Annotated in this window: 15 protein-coding genes and 1 tRNA gene; 10 read left to right on the forward strand and 6 right to left on the reverse strand. The window is 53.3% G+C overall.

The genetic code is table 11. The features are described from left to right. Positions 1 to 125 precede the first annotated feature (125 nt). Positions 126 to 201: transfer RNA gene (locus OGV85_RS01130), tRNA-Trp, on the forward strand. Positions 202 to 300: 99 nt separating this feature from the next. Here the strand turns inward: OGV85_RS01130 and hdfR are convergent. Then, on the reverse strand, positions 301 to 1,146 hold the full coding sequence (gene hdfR, locus OGV85_RS01135; RefSeq protein ID WP_085952510.1) for an HTH-type transcriptional regulator HdfR: 846 nt from the start codon (positions 1,144 to 1,146) through the stop codon (positions 301 to 303). Between the two features lie 106 nt (positions 1,147 to 1,252). Between hdfR and maoP the strand changes: the two genes are divergently transcribed. Continuing rightward, positions 1,253 to 1,591, forward strand: a complete 339-nt coding sequence (gene maoP / locus OGV85_RS01140) for a macrodomain Ori organization protein MaoP (RefSeq protein ID WP_003018025.1) — start codon at positions 1,253 to 1,255, stop codon at positions 1,589 to 1,591. A 25-nt stretch (positions 1,592 to 1,616) separates the two neighbouring features. Here maoP and OGV85_RS01145 read toward each other — a convergent pair whose 3' ends face one another. Then, positions 1,617 to 3,137 carry a YifB family Mg chelatase-like AAA ATPase gene (locus OGV85_RS01145; protein WP_181522679.1) on the reverse strand — a complete coding sequence of 507 codons (1,521 nt, stop codon included), beginning with the start codon at positions 3,135 to 3,137 and terminating at the stop codon, positions 1,617 to 1,619. A 352-nt stretch (positions 3,138 to 3,489) separates the two neighbouring features. Between OGV85_RS01145 and ilvL the strand changes: the two genes are divergently transcribed. From ilvL to ilvA, 6 genes are all read left to right on the forward strand, one after another. Beyond that, positions 3,490 to 3,588 carry an ilv operon leader peptide gene (ilvL, locus tag OGV85_RS01150; protein WP_001311244.1) on the forward strand — a complete coding sequence of 33 codons (99 nt, stop codon included), beginning with the start codon at positions 3,490 to 3,492 and terminating at the stop codon, positions 3,586 to 3,588. A gap of 139 nt (positions 3,589 to 3,727) precedes the next feature. Further along, entirely contained in the window at positions 3,728 to 5,374 is a 1,647-nt protein-coding gene (ilvG, locus tag OGV85_RS01155; RefSeq protein ID WP_061547934.1) for an acetolactate synthase 2 catalytic subunit, read from the forward strand. Next, positions 5,371 to 5,634, forward strand: a complete 264-nt coding sequence (gene ilvM / locus OGV85_RS01160) for an acetolactate synthase 2 small subunit (RefSeq protein ID WP_003018017.1) — start codon at positions 5,371 to 5,373, stop codon at positions 5,632 to 5,634. Before ilvG ends, ilvM begins: the two co-directional genes overlap by 4 nt. Before the next feature lie 17 nt (positions 5,635 to 5,651). Next, positions 5,652 to 6,581, forward strand: coding sequence for a branched-chain amino acid transaminase (locus OGV85_RS01165; RefSeq protein WP_003018014.1), 930 nt, complete (start codon positions 5,652 to 5,654; stop codon positions 6,579 to 6,581). A 60-nt stretch (positions 6,582 to 6,641) separates the two neighbouring features. Further along, positions 6,642 to 8,492 (forward strand): dihydroxy-acid dehydratase, encoded by a 1,851-nt coding sequence (gene ilvD, locus OGV85_RS01170; protein WP_061547935.1) that lies wholly within the window; start codon positions 6,642 to 6,644, stop codon positions 8,490 to 8,492. Positions 8,493 to 8,497: 5 nt separating this feature from the next. Further along, entirely contained in the window at positions 8,498 to 10,042 is a 1,545-nt protein-coding gene (gene ilvA / locus OGV85_RS01175) for a threonine ammonia-lyase, biosynthetic (protein ID WP_061547949.1), read from the forward strand. A gap of 63 nt (positions 10,043 to 10,105) precedes the next feature. On the opposite strand, the gene fabV is transcribed toward ilvA, so the two are convergent. Together fabV and ilvY are read right to left on the reverse strand one after the other, a co-directional pair. Further along, entirely contained in the window at positions 10,106 to 11,299 is a 1,194-nt protein-coding gene (gene fabV / locus OGV85_RS01180) for an enoyl-ACP reductase FabV (protein WP_003844612.1), read from the reverse strand. Between the two features lie 172 nt (positions 11,300 to 11,471). Further along, a complete protein-coding gene (gene ilvY, locus OGV85_RS01185) occupies positions 11,472 to 12,374 on the reverse strand; it encodes an HTH-type transcriptional activator IlvY (RefSeq protein ID WP_061547936.1) in 903 nt (300 codons plus the stop codon). 164 nt (positions 12,375 to 12,538) lie between these two features. Between ilvY and ilvC the strand changes: the two genes are divergently transcribed. Next, positions 12,539 to 14,014, forward strand: coding sequence for a ketol-acid reductoisomerase (ilvC, locus tag OGV85_RS01190; protein ID WP_003018001.1), 1,476 nt, complete (start codon positions 12,539 to 12,541; stop codon positions 14,012 to 14,014). A gap of 119 nt (positions 14,015 to 14,133) precedes the next feature. Here ilvC and ppiC read toward each other — a convergent pair whose 3' ends face one another. Beyond that, positions 14,134 to 14,415 carry a peptidylprolyl isomerase PpiC gene (gene ppiC / locus OGV85_RS01195; protein ID WP_003017999.1) on the reverse strand — a complete coding sequence of 94 codons (282 nt, stop codon included), beginning with the start codon at positions 14,413 to 14,415 and terminating at the stop codon, positions 14,134 to 14,136. An 84-nt stretch (positions 14,416 to 14,499) separates the two neighbouring features. On the opposite strand from ppiC, the gene rep reads away from it, so the two are divergent. Continuing rightward, the gene (rep, locus tag OGV85_RS01200) at positions 14,500 to 16,521 is read left to right on the forward strand and encodes a DNA helicase Rep (RefSeq protein WP_003829018.1); all 2,022 of its coding nucleotides are present in this window, start codon (positions 14,500 to 14,502) and stop codon (positions 16,519 to 16,521) included. A 47-nt stretch (positions 16,522 to 16,568) separates the two neighbouring features. Here the strand turns inward: rep and gppA are convergent, their stop codons facing one another. Further along, on the reverse strand, positions 16,569 to 18,050 hold the full coding sequence (gene gppA / locus OGV85_RS01205) for a guanosine-5'-triphosphate,3'-diphosphate diphosphatase (protein WP_003017996.1): 1,482 nt from the start codon (positions 18,048 to 18,050) through the stop codon (positions 16,569 to 16,571). Between the last annotated feature and the right edge of the window lie 24 nt (positions 18,051 to 18,074).

An 18,074-nucleotide genomic window follows, 5' to 3' on the forward strand; every position in this document is an offset into this window, starting at 1 on the left:
CGGTAGTTCAGTTGGTTAGAATACCTGCCTGTCACGCAGGGGGTCGCGGGTTCGAGTCCCGTCCGTTCCGCCACTTATTAGAAAATTAAGCCTGCTTAGTAGCAGGCTTAATGATAAGAAAATTTAGGGGCGTAGCTCAGTTGGTAGAGCACCGGTCTCCAAAACCGGGTGTCGCGAGTTCGAGTCTCTCCGCCCCTGCCAGAAACAATCCTTAGCATTCTTGCTAAGGATTTTTTTTATCTGCAATTTGCGCTGTGCCTTCCAGTTGTTTTATTCCCGGCATCCTTGCCCGTATTTTCTTTAATCTTCCAGAATATTCGTTCTCAGCAAGTCGCAAATCAGTGCATGTTTATCGCTGTTTTGCAGCCAAACTGCATATAACGGGCGCGAAAGGGTTGTACTGTCAGTAACCGTATGGAGATCGCTTTTACCTTTAGCCCAACTGACCGGAAGCCAGCTAAAGCCTCTAAGGACTGAAAGTTGCTGCCTGGCCAATTCTGCCGAACTGGTGGTGAGTACCGGCACTTCATCTCCCGCAATCAATCCCGCTTCGTGTTGCTGAAAGTCAGGTCCCCATTCCAGACGCAGATAATTCAGTTCATCCTTGGTTTGCGAAGGAGAACTGCAATAGAGCGCCAGCGTGAAATATCCCAACAGTTGGCTGCTAAATTCGTCCATTTTGGGCGTTTCGGTAGTAATCAGTAGATCAAGCTGTCGTTCATGGAGCTGTTTTACTAACGACTGTCGCTGAGCGATCCTCGCTTCAAACTGCAGGCTGGATTGCGGCTCCTGGGATTGGTACAAACGCCCCAGCCAGCCATTAAGCATGCATTCCCAGAGGGATGCGCTGGCACCAATAGAAAACTCGTTATGCCGCGAGGTATTTGCAACCTCCTTACGTGCGGCTTGCCACGTATTCATCAGCGTTTCAGCGTAAGGCAGTAATTTTTCACCTGCAGCGGTTAAACGGATATTGTTTCTGTGTCGGGTGAACAGGTTTACACCCAATTGATTTTCCAGTTGTCTGATCCGGAAACTAACCGCTGATTGGGTCAGATAGAGCGCTTCAGCAGCTCTGCCAAAGTGGCGTGTCCGGCTAACTTCCAGGAAAGTTTTTAACAATTCCGTATCCACAACTCGCTCCATAAAATTATTTGTCGTTATGATTTAAATCTTTTGTTTGACGCTCTGTCAAGCGTAACTAATACTCCGCGCCATAAATAGCTCGGCCAAAGAATTAGGAGCGTGCAGGATGGCGGAAAGCTTTACGACGACTAATCGATATTTCGATAATAAATATTATCCCCGCGGATTCTCCCGTCATGGTGATTTCACCATTAAAGAAGCACAACTGCTTGAGCGTCACGGTTATGCTTTCAACGAGCTGGATCTGGGCAAGCGTGAGCCGGTAACGGAAGAAGAAAAACTGTTTGTTGCGGTATGCCGTGGTGAGCGCGAACCGGTTACCGAAGCTGAACGTGTGTGGTCCAAATACATGACGCGCATTAAGCGTCCAAAACGCTTTCACACGCTGTCTGGCGGGAAACCTCAGGTGGAAGGTGCGGAAGACTACACCGAATCTGATGATTAATAAAAAAAGGGCGAAAGCCCTTTTTTTATGCAAGTAGTTTCTGCAAATGAATGAGTAATCTGTCTATCGCCCGATACCCAACAGCCTCCTGTAAGTGCTGGCGAGAGATATGGTCAGATTGTTCTATATCCGCGATCGTTCGAGCAACCTTTATCAGGCGTAACCAGGCGCGGATGGATAATCCGAGATGCGCGAGCGTTTCTTCAAGCCACTGTGCATCGTCGCTGCGCAGTGGACAGTATTTATGGATATCCTGACTGTCCAGATGCGCGTTTAACTTATTTTGTCGTCGATACTGACGATCTTGCGCTGCCATAACACGTTGCTTCACCGTTGCGCTATCTTCCCCTTTTACCTGGTTCTGGCTGAGTATCCCGGGCGGTGGCAAAGGGATTTCGAGAGAGAGATCGAAGCGGTCAAGAAATGGACCTGATAATCGATTGAGGTAGCGTAGCGTCTGCTCTGGGGTACAGCGGTTATGGTTCCCCTGATAATGGCCTGTTGGGCTGGGATTCATGGCGGCTATGAGTTGAAAGCGAGCGGGATAGGTGATTTTTGCTCTGGTGCGGGATAGATGTATCTGTCCGGACTCAATGGGTTCGCGCAGTGCATCCAGCGTGCGCCGCTCAAACTCGGGTAGTTCATCCAGAAATAGTATGCCGTTATGCGCCAGAGAGATCTCGCCTGGCGCAGGAATAGAGCCTCCACCGACCATGGCGGTTAATGAAGCACTGTGATGCGGAGAGCGAAAAGGGCGTTGTTTCCACTGTTTCTGTAGCGTGTCGGAATTGACCAGACTAAGAATCGCGGCGCTTTCCAGTGCCTCATCGTTACTCAGTGGCGGAAGCAATCCTCTCAGGCGACTGGCCAGCATGGTCTTACCCGTACCCGGAGGGCCGATGAGTAAGAGGTTATGACCGCCAGCTGCGGTAAGCTCCAGCCCACGTTTACCCTGTTCCTGGCCGATAACATCGCTCAGATCATCTGCTAATGCGCAGGGGGTAAAATCTGCCGATGATGGTTTGTCTAAATCATGCTTACCTTCGAGGAATGCGCATACTGCCTGTAGATGATCGGCTATCAGGCACCCTTCACCGTGTATTAGTCCAACTTCAGCTGCATTCTCTTTTGCGACAATAATTCTCCTCCCTGCGCGAATGGCTTCGGTTGCACTTGATATCGCACCGGGAACGCCGCGTAACGCGCCTGTAAGCGCTAATTCGCCTACTAGCTCATATGTATCGAGATTATGGGTAGTAAGCTGCTCAGAAGCGGCCAGAAGCGCAACTGCGATAGGTAAATCATATCGTCCCCCTTCTTTTGGGAGATCGGCTGGAGCGAGGTTTATGGTTATCTTCTTTGCCGGGAATTCATAACCGCTATTAATTACCGCACTGCGAACCCGATCGCGGGCCTCTTTCACCGTTGTTTCGGGTAATCCCACCATGGTTAAACCAGGCAAACCATTGCTGATATGTACCTCGATGGTAATGGCCGGCGCATTCACGCCCAGCGCAGCGCGTGTGTGAACAATCGATAGTGACATAAGCCCTCCTGATGAAAGCATTATGTCGCAATACATCGCGGCAAGATTTCACATAATTACGGTTTTTAGAGGCTTATTCCCGTGTTTTTATGTGGCTCAACACTGATTACATTAAGTCTGGAATAGCGCTCGCAAACGCTTTTGCATGGCGTTTTTAGTAGGGAGTGGGTTGCCGAGAATTACCTGAAACGTGAAATATTTTCACCTTTGATTTTTTGTTTAAAAAACAACGATATTTATCTAAACCGTTAACGTCGTCAGAAAAACGAATAAAAAAATATCTTGTGTCATTTGCAAATTCTATGGTAACTCTTTAGGTATTCCTTCGAACAAGATGCAAGAAAATACAAAAATGACAGCCCTTCTACGAGTGATTAGCCTGGTCGTGATTAGCGTGGTGGTGATTATTATCCCACCGTGCGGGGCTGCACTTGGACGAGGAAAGGCTTAGAAAACAAGCCTTAACGAACTAAGACCCCCGCACCGAAAGGTTCGGGGGTTTTTTTTGACCTTAAAAACATACACGAGGAGCAGAAAGTGAACGGTAGCATAAAATTCTGTTTCTCAAGATTTCCGGCGGGGATGTAACTATGAATGGGGCACAGTGGGTGGTACATGCGTTGCGTGCACAAGGGGTTCAAACCGTCTTTGGTTATCCTGGTGGCGCAATTATGCCGGTTTACGATGCGTTATATGACGGCGGCGTAGAACACCTGTTGTGCCGACACGAGCAGGGCGCGGCAATGGCAGCAATTGGCTATGCCCGTGCGACCGGTAAAACCGGCGTGTGTATCGCCACTTCCGGGCCTGGTGCTACCAACCTGATCACGGGCCTTGCTGATGCGCTGTTAGATTCAGTTCCTGTGGTGGCGATCACCGGCCAGGTGGCATCACCTTTCATCGGAACGGATGCGTTCCAGGAAGTGGACGTTCTGGGTATGTCTCTGTCCTGCACCAAACACAGTTTCCTGGTGCAGTCACTGGAAGAGCTGCCGCGCATCATGGCTGAAGCTTTCGCTGTAGCGAATTCCGGTCGTCCGGGGCCGGTTCTGGTTGATATCCCGAAAGACATCCAATTGGCCAGCGGTACGCTGGAGCCGTATTTTACGACAGTCAAAAACGTAGAGGTTTTCCCGCACGCTGACGTTGAGCAGGCGCGTAAAATGCTGGCACAAGCGCAGAAACCTATCCTGTACGTAGGTGGTGGCGTTGGTATGGCGCAGGCGGTCCCGGCCCTGCGTGAATTTATCGCGGTAACCCAAATGCCGGTCGCCTGCACGTTGAAGGGGCTGGGCGCAGTAGAGGCTGACTACCCATACTATTTGGGTATGTTGGGAATGCACGGCACTAAAGCGGCAAATTTCGCGGTGCAAGAATGTGATTTACTGATTGCAGTGGGCGCGCGTTTTGATGACCGGGTGACCGGCAAGCTGAATACCTTCGCACCAAACGCCAGCGTGATCCACATGGATATCGACCCTGCGGAAATGAACAAGCTGCGCCAGGCGCACGTAGCATTGCAGGGTGATTTAAATTCTCTGCTGCCGGCATTGCAGCAATCGCTGAAGATTGACGCATGGCGTCAGCATAGTGCTGAACTGCGCACAGAGCATACCTGGCGCTATGATCATCCCGGTGAGGCTATCTACGCACCACTGTTGTTGAAGCAGTTGTCCGATCGCAAACCCGCGGACAGCGTAGTGACAACGGATGTTGGCCAGCATCAGATGTGGTCGGCGCAGCATATGACCTACACCCGCCCGGAAAATTTTATCACCTCGAGCGGCCTGGGTACGATGGGCTTTGGCTTGCCAGCAGCGGTTGGCGCGCAGGTTGCTCGCCCGAACGATACGGTAATCTGTATCTCCGGTGACGGTTCCTTCATGATGAATGTACAGGAGCTCGGCACCGTAAAACGCAAGCAGTTGCCGCTGAAGATAGTTTTACTCGACAACCAGCGGTTAGGCATGGTGCGACAATGGCAGCAGCTGTTTTTCCAGGAACGTTATAGCGAAACCACCCTTACCGATAACCCCGATTTCCTCATGTTGGCCAGCGCCTTCGGCATACCAGGTCAACACATCACCCGTAAAGACCAGGTTGAAGCGGCACTCGACACCATGCTGAACAGCGAGGGGCCATACCTGCTTCATGTCTCAATCGACGAACTTGAGAATGTCTGGCCTCTGGTACCGCCAGGTGCCAGTAACTCAGAAATGCTGGAGAAATTATCATGATGCAACATCAGGTCGCCGTTGAGGCTCGGTTCAATCCGGAAACGTTAGAACGTGTTTTACGCGTGGTACGCCATCGCGGTTTTCAGGTGTGCTCCATGAATATGGAAGCTGCCAGCGATGCGCAGAATATAAATATCGAATTGACCGTTGCCAGCCCCCGGTCGGTCGACTTACTGTTTAGTCAGTTAAGTAAACTGGTAGACGTTGCACATGTTGCTATCTGCCAGAGCACAACCACATCACAACAAATCCGCGCCTGAGCGCAAAAGGAAGAAAAATGACGACGAAAAAAGCTGATTACATTTGGTCTAATGGCGAGATGATTCGTTGGGAAGACGCTAAGGTTCACGTGATGTCCCACGCGCTGCACTACGGTACTTCTGTATTTGAAGGCATCCGTTGCTACGATTCTCACAAAGGGCCGGTGGTGTTCCGTCATCGTGAACATATGCAGCGTCTGCGTGATTCAGCCAAGATCTATCGTTTTCCGGTTTCTCAGAGCGTTGATGAGCTGATGGAAGCTTGCCGTGAGGTGATTCGTAAAAACAATCTGACCAGCGCCTATATCCGTCCGCTGGTGTTTGTTGGCGACGTGGGGATGGGCGTTAACCCGCCAGCGGGATACACCACTGACGTGATCATCGCTGCGTTCCCGTGGGGCGCTTACCTTGGTGCTGAAGCGCTGGAACAGGGGATCGACGCGATGGTTTCTTCCTGGAACCGCGTTGCGCCGAACACCATCCCTACAGCGGCTAAAGCGGGCGGTAACTATCTGTCTTCGCTGCTGGTGGGTAGTGAAGCGCGTCGTCATGGCTATCAGGAAGGCATTGCGCTGGATGTGAATGGTTACATCTCTGAAGGCGCGGGTGAAAACCTGTTTGAAGTAAAAGACGGCATTCTGTTTACCCCGCCGTTTACCTCTTCTGCACTGCCGGGTATCACCCGTGACGCGATCATTAAGCTGGCGAAAGATCTCGATATCGAAGTGCGTGAGCAGGTGCTGTCCCGTGAATCGCTGTACCTGGCCGACGAAGTGTTCATGTCCGGTACCGCGGCCGAAATCACCCCAGTACGCAGCGTCGATGGTATCCAGGTGGGCGAAGGCCGCTGCGGTCCGGTCACCAAACGCATCCAGCAGGCCTTCTTTGGCCTCTTCACTGGTGAAACGGAAGATAAATACGGCTGGTTGGATCAGGTTAATCAATAAACATAAATTTGGGACGGCACGCACCGTCCCAATTATTAGACAGACGGGAGTTAATCAAGCATGCCTAAGTATCGTTCTGCTACCACCACCCACGGCCGCAATATGGCGGGTGCCCGCGCACTGTGGCGCGCCACCGGGATGACCGATGATGACTTCGGTAAACCGATTATCGCTGTGGTGAACTCTTTTACCCAGTTTGTGCCGGGTCACGTCCACCTGCGCGATCTCGGTAAATTGGTTGCCGAACAAATCGAAGCCTCAGGCGGCGTGGCGAAAGAGTTCAACACCATTGCTGTGGATGATGGTATCGCCATGGGGCACGGTGGCATGCTGTATTCACTGCCGTCCCGCGAGCTGATTGCTGACTCCGTTGAGTACATGGTTAACGCCCACTGCGCCGATGCGATGGTCTGCATCTCTAACTGCGACAAAATCACCCCTGGGATGTTAATGGCCTCTTTGCGCCTGAATATTCCGGTGATCTTTGTTTCCGGCGGTCCGATGGAAGCCGGGAAAACCAAGCTCTCTGACCAAATCATCAAGCTCGACTTGGTTGATGCCATGATTCAGGGCGCAGACCCGAAAGTCTCCGACTCACAAAGCGAGCAGGTTGAACGTTCCGCCTGTCCAACCTGCGGCTCATGCTCTGGGATGTTCACCGCCAACTCGATGAACTGCCTGACCGAGGCGCTGGGCCTGTCGCAGCCGGGTAACGGTTCGCTGTTGGCGACTCACGCCGACCGTAAAGAACTGTTCCTCAACGCAGGTAAACGCATCGTTGAGCTAACTAAACGCTACTATGAGCAGGATGATGCTTCTGCGCTTCCGCGCAACATTGCCAGCAAGGCGGCGTTTGAGAATGCCATGACGTTGGATATCGCCATGGGCGGCTCCACCAACACCGTTCTGCACCTGCTGGCGGCAGCGCAGGAAGCGGAAATCGACTTCACCATGAGTGATATCGACAAGCTGTCCCGCAAAGTCCCACAACTGTGTAAAGTGGCGCCGAGCACGCAGAAATACCATATGGAAGACGTGCACCGCGCAGGCGGCGTACTGGGTATTTTAGGCGAACTGGATCGTGCCGGACTGCTGAACCGCGACGTGAAAAATGTGCTGGGTCTGACTCTGCCGCAAACGCTTGATCGGTATGACGTGATGTTGACCAAAGACGACGTGGTGAAAAAAATGTTCCGCGCCGGACCGGCGGGCATCCGTACCACCCAGGCGTTCTCGCAGGACTGCCGTTGGGATACGCTGGATGACGACCGCGCTGAAGGCTGCATCCGCTCGCTGGAACATGCTTACAGCAAAGACGGCGGTCTGGCAGTCCTGTACGGTAACTTTGCGGAAAACGGCTGTATCGTAAAAACTGCAGGCGTGGATGACAGTATCCTGAAATTCATCGGCCCGGCAAAAGTGTATGAAAGCCAGGACGATGCGGTTGAAGCAATCCTCGGCGGTAAAGTGGTGGCTGGCGACGTGGTTGTCATTCGCTACGAAGGGCCGAAAGGCGGGCCAGGCATGCAGGAAATGCTCTACCCAACCACCTTCCTGAAATCGATGGGCCTCGGCAAGGCTTGTGCGCTGATTACCGATGGTCGTTTCTCCGGCGGTACTTCGGGGCTTTCCATCGGTCACGTTTCTCCGGAAGCGGCCAGCGGCGGTAATATCGCGATTATCGAAGATGGTGACATGATTGCCATCGATATCCCGAATCGTGGCATTCAACTGCAACTGAGTGATGCGGAAATCGCTGCGCGCCGTGAAGCGCAGGAAGCTCGCGGTGACAAAGCCTGGACGCCAAAAGATCGTCAACGTCAGGTCTCCTTTGCACTGCGCGCCTATGCCAGCCTGGCAACCAGTGCCGACAAAGGTGCGGTGCGCGATAAGTCGAAGCTCGGGGGATAATGACCATGGCGGATTCACAACCTCTATCCGGTGCTCCTGAGGGCGCTGAGTATCTCAGAGCGGTACTGCGTGCGCCGGTATACGAAGCGGCACAGGTAACGCCGCTACAGAAAATGGAAAAGCTCTCTTCGCGCCTCGATAACGTCATTCTGGTGAAGCGCGAAGACCGTCAACCCGTTCACAGCTTCAAGCTACGCGGTGCCTATGCCATGATGGCGGGCTTGACCGAAGAGCAAAAAGCGCATGGGGTCATCACCGCATCGGCGGGTAATCATGCTCAGGGTGTCGCGTTCTCTTCTGCGCGATTAGGCGTGAAGGCGCTGATTGTCATGCCAACGGCTACCGCCGATATCAAAGTCGATGCCGTTCGCGGCTTCGGCGGAGAAGTGCTGTTGCACGGCGCGAATTTTGATGAAGCCAAAGCCAAAGCGATTGAACTGTCACAGCAGCAGGGTTTTACCTGGGTTCCACCGTTTGATCATCCGATGGTGATTGCCGGGCAGGGCACGCTGGCGCTGGAGCTGCTCCAGCAGGACGCTCATCTCGATCGCGTATTCGTGCCTGTTGGTGGTGGCGGATTAGCGGCAGGTGTTGCGGTGCTGATTAAACAGCTGATGCCGCAAATCAAAGTGATTGCCGTGGAAGCGGGAGATTCGGCCTGCCTGAAGGCGGCGCTGGATGCCGGTCATCCGGTGGATCTGCCGCGTGTGGGTCTCTTTGCCGAAGGCGTAGCGGTGAAACGTATTGGCGATGAAACCTTCCGTCTGTGCCAGGAATATCTCGACGATATTATCACTGTCGATAGCGATGCTATTTGTGCGGCAATGAAAGACCTGTTCGAGGATGTACGTGCGGTGGCTGAGCCTTCCGGGGCGCTGGCGCTGGCGGGGATGAAAAAATACATCGCCCAGCACAATATTCGCGGTGAACGTCTGGCGCACGTGTTGTCCGGTGCGAACGTTAACTTCCACGGCCTGCGCTATGTCTCCGAACGTTGCGAGCTGGGGGAACAACGTGAAGCCCTGCTGGCGGTGACCATCCCGGAAGAGAAGGGAAGTTTCCTGAAGTTCTGCCAGCTGTTGGGTGGCCGTTCGGTAACGGAGTTTAACTACCGCTTTGCCGATGCGAAAGACGCCTGCATTTTTGTCGGTGTACGCCTGAGCCGTGGGCTGGAAGAGCGTAAGGAAATCCTGCAACTGCTCAACGAGGGCGGCTACAGCGTGGTGGATCTGTCTGATGACGAGATGGCGAAGCTACACGTGCGCTATATGGTCGGTGGACGTCCGTCGAAACCCTTACAGGAACGTCTCTACAGCTTCGAATTTCCTGAATCGCCGGGGGCGTTGCTCAAATTTCTGCATACCCTGGGGACGCACTGGAATATTTCATTGTTCCACTATCGCAGTCACGGTACCGACTATGGTCGCGTACTGGCGGCGTTTGAGTTGGGTGAACACGAGCCTGATTTCGAAACGCGGCTAAATGAACTGGGTTATGACTGTCACGATGAAACACATAACCCGGCGTTCAGGTTCTTCCTGGCGGGTTAACAACAGCCATTAAAAAAGGGTTCATGTAAAAACATGAACCCTTTTTGCTACTGTATCAGCAGATTACAGCGTGATAACGTCGAATTCGACTTCGGTGTTCACGTCAGCATCGTAGTCCACGCCGTCGAGGCCAAAACCGAACAGGTTCAGGAATTCCTGCTTGTAGCCTGCATAATCGGTTTCTTGCGCCAGGTTTTCGGTGGTGATCAGCGGCCACAGGTCGCGACATGCCTGCTGAATGTCATCACGCAGTTCCCAGTCATCCATACGGATACGCTGGTTGTCATCAAGCGCCACTTTGTCACCGTACAGGCTGGTGGTCATCAGACGGTTGATTTGCTCGATACAACCTTCATGAATCCCCTGTGCTTTCATCAGCTTGAAGACCATGGAGATGTACAGCGGCATCACTGGAATGGCGGAAGACGCCTGAGTGATAACGGATTTCAGTACGGCAACGTTCGCGGAACCGTTCAGCGGAGCCAGCTGGTTACGCAGTTCGCCCGCGGCGCGATCAAGGTCTTCTTTCGCTTTGCCCAGCGCGCCGTGCCAGTAGATTGGCCAGGTCAGGTCGGTACCGATGTAGGAGTAGGCTACGGTTTTCACGCCGTCAGCCAGCACGCCCGCTTCGCTCAGCGCGCCCATCCACAGTTCCCAGTCTTCGCCGCCCATGACGGTGACGGTGTTCTGCACTTCTTCTTCGGTTGCCGGCTCAATGCTGGCGGTGATGATCTGATCTTTGTTGGTATCGATCGCTTTAGAGGTGTAAACCTCACCGATTGGCTTCAGCGCAGAACGGACGATTTCACCGGTTTTCGGCATTTTACGCACTGGAGAAGCCAGTGAATAAACGACCAGGTCAATCTGACCCAGGTCTTCTTTTATCAGTTTGATCACTTCATCACGGCATTCGTCAGAGAACGCATCGCCGTTGATGCTTTTGGAGTACAGACCTTCACGCTTAGCGGCTTCATCGAAGGCGGCAGAGTTATACCAGCCTGCGGAACCCGGTTTGGTATCCGTGCCCGGTTTTTCGAAAAATACGCCGATAGTGGCGGCTCCGCTGCCAAAGGCGGCAGAAATTCTGGAAGCCAGACCGTAACCGGTGGAAGCACCGATCACCAGCACGCGGGACGGGCCGTTCTCGATTTTCCCGTTCTGCTTAACATACTCGATCTGCTTTTCCACGTTGACTTTGCAGCCAGTCGGATGGGTCGTTGTACAGATGAATCCACGAATTTTTGGTTTGATTATCATAATGATGGCTAATTAAGTTTGTATTTTCGCTGTCAAGTGCGCAATGACACCGTCTGTTCTGGCCTGCTTAACGCGATGGTTAACAAGCCCCCCACTACAATGGATCACGACATTATACAGAAAAGGAGCGCCAATACTGAATCTACCACTGATTTTAGGCCTGACGCTGGCGCTAGTCGGCAGATTTACGTTCCAGAACAATCTTCCAGAACGCGTCGATCAGCGGTTCATGCAGCCGCTTTTTCGGCGCGCAGACGCCGAGCTCGAACGGCGTTTTCTCGTCGCTGCGTTCTAAAATCATCACGCGGTTACGTACCGGCTCCGGGCTGTTTTCCAGCACCACTTCCGGCAGCAGCGCCACGCCGCAGCCCAGCGCCACCATTGAGACCATCGCTTCATGACCGCCTACCGTAGCGTAAATCGATGGGTTGCTGATTTTGTGACGGCGGAACCACAGCTCAATGCGGCGGCGGACCGGCCCCTGGTCGGCCATGATAAACGGCACCGTCGACCAGTCGGGTTTCTCGACGGAAACCTGATTACGCACCGGGCAGGGCAGCGCCGGGGCGATCAGCACCACCGTCAGATTCTCCAGCATCGAGAACGCTACCGCGCCGGGCAGTGTCTCGGGCTTACCGGCAATCGCCAGATCGGCTTCACCAGTGACCACTTTGTCCATCGCATCGGCGGCATCGCCGGTGGTGAGCTTGATTTCAACCGACGGGTGTTCAGCGCGGAAGCGATCAAGTATCGGTGGCAGGTGGCTGTACGCGGCGGTGACGGAGCAGAAGATATGTAACTCGCCTGACAGTGACGGTCCTTGCTGATCGAGGGTGTGGCGCAACAGCTGGTATTGCAGCAGCGTCTGCTGGGCGAATACGCGCAGCTCTTCGCCCGCTTCGGTCAGCGTGACCGTACGGTTATCGCGCACAAACAGCGGCTGGCCGAGATCTTCTTCCAGGCGCTGAATCTGGCGCGAAAGCGTGGAGGGGCTGACGTGCATTGCCCGTGCGCTGCGGCCAAAGTGGCGACTTTCAGCCAAATGCAGGAACATTTTCAGATCGCGTAAATCCACAGACGAGCCTCCGATTTTCTACGTTGCATAAATTGCAACGTGATGTTGTGAATATATCAATTTCCGCAATAAATTTCCTGTTGTAATGTGGATTCAATCTCGCAAATACAAATCTGCGAACCGAATAATAAGCACCACAACACAACATCACGGAGTACACCATCATGGCTAACTACTTTAATACACTGAACCTGCGCCAGCAGCTGGCACAGCTGGGTAAATGTCGCTTTATGGGCCGCGACGAATTCGCCGATGGTGCGAGCTACCTTCAGGGTAAAAAAGTGGTCATCGTCGGCTGTGGCGCTCAGGGTCTGAACCAGGGCCTGAACATGCGTGACTCCGGTCTGGATATCTCCTACGCACTGCGTAAAGAAGCCATTGCTGAGAAGCGTGCTTCCTGGCGTAAAGCGACCGAAAACGGCTTCAAAGTGGGTACCTACGAAGAGCTGATCCCGCAGGCTGACCTGGTGGTTAACCTGACGCCAGACAAGCAGCACTCCGACGTTGTACGTTCGGTACAACCGCTGATGAAAGATGGCGCGGCGCTGGGCTATTCACACGGCTTCAACATCGTCGAAGTGGGCGAGCAGATCCGTAAAGACATCACCGTTGTGATGGTGGCACCGAAGTGCCCGGGTACTGAAGTTCGTGAAGAGTACAAACGTGGCTTCGGTGTACCGACCCTGATCGCCGTTCACCCGGAAAACGATCCGAAAGGCGAAGGTATGGCGATTGCTAAAGCCTGGGCTGCGGCCACCGGCGGTCACCGTGCGGGCGTGCTGGAGTCCTCCTTCGTTGCGGAAGTGAAATCTGATCTGATGGGTGAGCAGACTATCCTGTGCGGTATGCTGCAAGCCGGTTCTCTGCTGTGCTTCGATAAGCTGGTGGAAGAAGGTACTGACCCGGCATATGCTGAAAAACTGATTCAGTTCGGCTGGGAAACCATCACCGAAGCGCTGAAGCAGGGCGGCATCACCCTGATGATGGACCGTCTGTCTAACCCGGCGAAACTGCGTGCTTATGCGCTGTCCGAACAGCTGAAAGAGATTATGGCGCCGCTGTTCCAGAAACACATGGACGACATCATTTCCGGCGAATTCTCTTCCGGCATGATGGCTGACTGGGCTAACGACGATAAGAAACTGCTGACCTGGCGTGAAGAGACCGGTAAAACCGCGTTCGAAACCGCCCCGCAGTTTGAAGGTAAAATCGGTGAGCAGGAGTACTTCGATAAAGGCGTTCTGATGATTGCGATGGTGAAAGCGGGCGTTGAGCTGGCGTTCGAAACCATGGTGGATTCCGGCATCATCGAAGAATCTGCGTACTACGAATCACTGCACGAGCTGCCGCTGATCGCGAATACCATCGCCCGTAAGCGTCTGTACGAAATGAACGTGGTTATCTCCGATACCGCAGAATACGGCAACTACCTGTTCTCTTACGCTTGCGTACCGCTGCTGAAAGAGTTCATGACCACCCTGCAGACCGGCGACCTGGGCAAAGCGATTGCCGAAGGTGCGGTAGACAACGCGCAGCTGCGCGACGTGAACGAAGCAATCCGTAGCCACGCTATCGAGCAGGTTGGTAAGAAACTGCGCGGTTACATGACCGATATGAAACGCATTGCCGTTGCTGGCTAAATAGGATGTCGGGTGGCGCTTGCGCTTACCCGACCTACGCACAGCAGATGTAGGCCGGATAAGGCGTAGCCGCCATCCGGCAAAAAAATCCCGGTGCCTGAACGCTCCGGGATTTTTTATTAGTTACGGTACAGCACCTTAATGATGTGATAACCGAACTGGGTATGCAGCGGGCCGGTCGGCTCCAGCACCGGGCAGGAGAAGACGACTTTATCGAACGCCGGAACCATCTGGCCCTGACGGAATTCACCTAAATCACCGCCGCGTTTGCCTGATGGGCAGATAGAGTGTTTCTTCGCCAGCTTGCCGAAGTCTGCGCCGTTTTTAATCTGTTCCAGAAGATCCAGTGCCAGTTTCTCTTCTTTAACAAGGATATGCACTGCTGCTGCTGTTTTTGCCATGATCGTGCCTTGAGTGGGGTGGTTAAGGCTGGCTATACTACCACGCTGTTATTCTCCCCTCCCGACTTTCATGAGTGACCCTTTATGCGTTTGAACCCCGGACAACAACAAGCCGTCGAATTCGTCACCGGACCTTGCCTGGTGCTGGCGGGAGCGGGTTCCGGCAAGACGCGTGTTATCACCAACAAAATCGCCCATCTGATCCGTGAATGTGGTTATCAGGCACGCCATATTGCAGCCGTGACCTTTACCAATAAGGCTGCGCGCGAGATGAAAGAGCGCGTGGCGCAAACGCTGGGTCGTAAAGAGGCGCGTGGGTTGATGATCTCCACCTTCCACACCCTGGGACTGGATATCATTAAGCGTGAATATGCGGCGCTGGGGATGAAGTCTAACTTCTCGTTGTTTGACGATACTGACCAGGTGGCCTTGCTCAAGGAACTGACCGAAGGGCTAATCGAAGACGATAAGCTTATCCTCCAGCAGTTGATCTCGACGATCTCCAACTGGAAAAACGATCTGATGACTCCGGCACAGGCGGCAGCCAGCGCCAAGGGCGAGCGCGATCGTATTTTTGCCCACTGCTATGGTCTGTATGACGCGCATATGAAGGCGTGTAACGTCCTCGATTTTGACGATCTGATCCTGCTTCCCACGCTGCTGCTACAGCGCAATGAAGAAGTGCGTGAGCGCTGGCAAAACAGAATCCGCTACCTGCTGGTGGATGAATATCAGGATACCAACACCAGCCAGTACGAGCTGGTGAAGTTGCTGGTAGGTAAACGCGCGCGCTTTACCGTCGTGGGCGATGACGATCAGTCGATCTACTCCTGGCGCGGCGCCCGTCCACAGAACTTGGTACTGTTAAGCAAAGATTTTCCGGCTTTGCAGGTGGTGAAGCTGGAGCAAAACTACCGTTCATCAGGTCGCATCCTGAAGGCGGCGAACATCCTTATTGCGAACAATCCACACGTCTTTGAAAAGCGACTCTTTTCCGAGTTGGGTTACGGTGCTGAACTGAAGGTACTGAGTGCCAATAATGAAGAGCACGAAGCGGAACGCGTGACCGGGGAATTAATTGCCCATCATTTTGTGAACAAGACGCAGTATAAAGACTACGCCATCCTGTATCGCGGTAATCATCAGTCGCGCGTGTTCGAAAAGTTTCTAATGCAGAACCGTATCCCGTACAAAATTTCCGGCGGAACGTCGTTCTTCTCGCGTCCGGAGATTAAAGATCTGCTGGCTTATCTGCGCGTGCTGAGCAACCCGGATGACGATAGCGCATTTTTGCGGATCGTAAACACGCCAAAACGTGAAATCGGCCCGGCCACGCTGCAAAAGTTGGGGGAATGGGCGATGACACGTAATAAAAGCCTGTTTACCGCCAGCTTTGATATGGGGCTTAGCCAGACACTAACCGGGCGTGGGTATGATTCTCTGACTCGCTTTACGCACTGGCTGGGGGAAATTCAGCGTCTGGCGGAGCGTGAGCCGGTTGCCGCTGTGCGCGATCTTATCCACGGTATTGATTACGAATCCTGGCTGTATGAAACCTCGCCGAGCCCGAAAGCGGCTGAAATGCGTATGAAAAACGTCAATACGCTGTTCAGTTGGATGACGGAGATGCTGGAAGGCAGTGAGCTGGAAGAGCCAATGACCCTGACCCAGGTTGTTACCCGCTTTACCCTACGCGACATGATGGAACGTGGAGAGAGTGAAGAAGAGCTGGATCAGGTGCAATTAATGACACTGCATGCCTCAAAAGGGCTGGAGTTCCCATACGTGTTTATGGTGGGAATGGAAGAAGGATTTTTGCCGCACCAGAGCAGTATCGATGAAGACAATATCGACGAAGAACGTCGTCTGGCTTATGTAGGGATTACGCGTGCACAAAAAGAGCTCATCTTCACGCTATGTAAAGAGCGTCGTCAGTATGGTGAGCTGGTGCGTCCGGAACCGAGTCGTTTCCTTCTGGAGCTGCCACAGGATGACGTTATCTGGGAGCAAGAGCGAAAAGTGGTGAGCGCAGAGGAGCGGATGCAAAAAGGGCAGGCCAGCATCGCTAATATTCGGGCAATGATGGCGAAAGCTAAAGCGAAGTAGGTATTTTATGGGCCGGATATGTGTAAGCACTATCCGGCAACCAACATCTAATGAACGTCCAGCGGCCAGTGGACATAGCTTTGCCACTGGCTTTCCTGATCGATTAACTCTTTACCCAGCGGATGATGTTCCAGCCAGCCTTCTGGTAGAGTGACCGTCAGGTGCTCGTTTCTTGCATCCAATTGAATTTCCGGCACAAGATCGTCACGGCGACGACTGGCGAAGATGATCGCCAAGCGTAGCAAACGACAAAGATGCTCCGCGATGCGCGGCGGCACTGCGTTTTGCTGGTGGAGCGAAGAGAGATCGACGGGATTGGTCTGGTTGAGTAACAGCGTCGCTAGCAGTTTCTTTTGCGCAGGGGTAAAACCCGGGAGATCGAGATTGCGCACCAGATAAGCGGCATGCTGTGGTGCCTGTTTAAAATCAACGCTTAGGCCAATTTCATGCAGCTGACAGGCACTAATCAGTAATTCGCGGCTAATCGGTTCAAGATGCCACTTTTTTTCTACCTGATCGAGAAATTTAGTCGCCAAATTGGCAACGCGATGTGCTTGCTCTGTATCGACCATAAAGCGACGCTGGATATTGCGTAATGTGCGGCTACGAATATCCTGATCCACCGCCAGATGCAGCATACCGTAGACCAGACCTTCACGTAATGCGCCGCCGGCCAGGGTCATGCATTGAATGTTCAGTTCGGTGAAAATAGCAATCAAAATGGCCAGCCCGCTGGGGAAAACCAGCGCACGTTCCAGCGTTAACCCTTCGATCTCTAGCTCTTCCAGACGACCGCAGTGAATGGCGCGCTGCTTAAGCTGCTGAAGTTTGGCCAGCGTAATGCGCTCATCCATGCCCTGCGCCATCATGATTTCCTGCAACGCCTGGACGGTGCCAGAGGCACCAACGCAAACTTTCCAGCCATGAAAACGCAGTTTGTCGGCGACCGGGCGCAGAACTTCGCGAGCCGCTTTCTCGGCCTCGTCAAAGTTTTCCTGTGCCAGATTACGATCGGTAAAATAGCGTTCGAGCCAGGTGACGCAGCCCATTGACAGGCTGAACAGAGAAGTGGTTTGCGCGCCAGAACCGGTAACCAACTCTGTGCTGGCCCCGCCAATGTCGACGACCAGACGCTGATCCGCGCCGCCGGTAGTGTGGGCCACACCTTGATAAATCAGGCGCGCTTCTTCTTCACCGCTAATCACCTGGACAGGGCAGCCGAGGATCTCTTGCGCTTTAGCAATAAACACATCGGCATTTACGGCGATGCGTAATGTTGCCGTGGCGACCACGCGGATTTGTGGATGCGGAATATCCTGCAGACGTTCTGCAAACAGGCGCAAACATTGCCAGCCGCGCTCCATCGCTTCAACAGAGAGCTCGTTGTCACCGTTGAGTCCAGCAGCCAGACGCACTTTGCGTTTGATACGAGTGAGCGTCTGGATGCTTCCTGCCACCTCACGTACAACCAGCATATGAAAACTATTTGATCCGAGATCGATTGCCGCATACAGCGAAGTAGAATTCATACACTTCATCCTTCAACCTGTATC

It is taken from the genome of Citrobacter sp. Cf132 (genome assembly GCF_030333885.1).
Lineage (GTDB): Bacteria > Pseudomonadota > Gammaproteobacteria > Enterobacterales > Enterobacteriaceae > Citrobacter > Citrobacter freundii.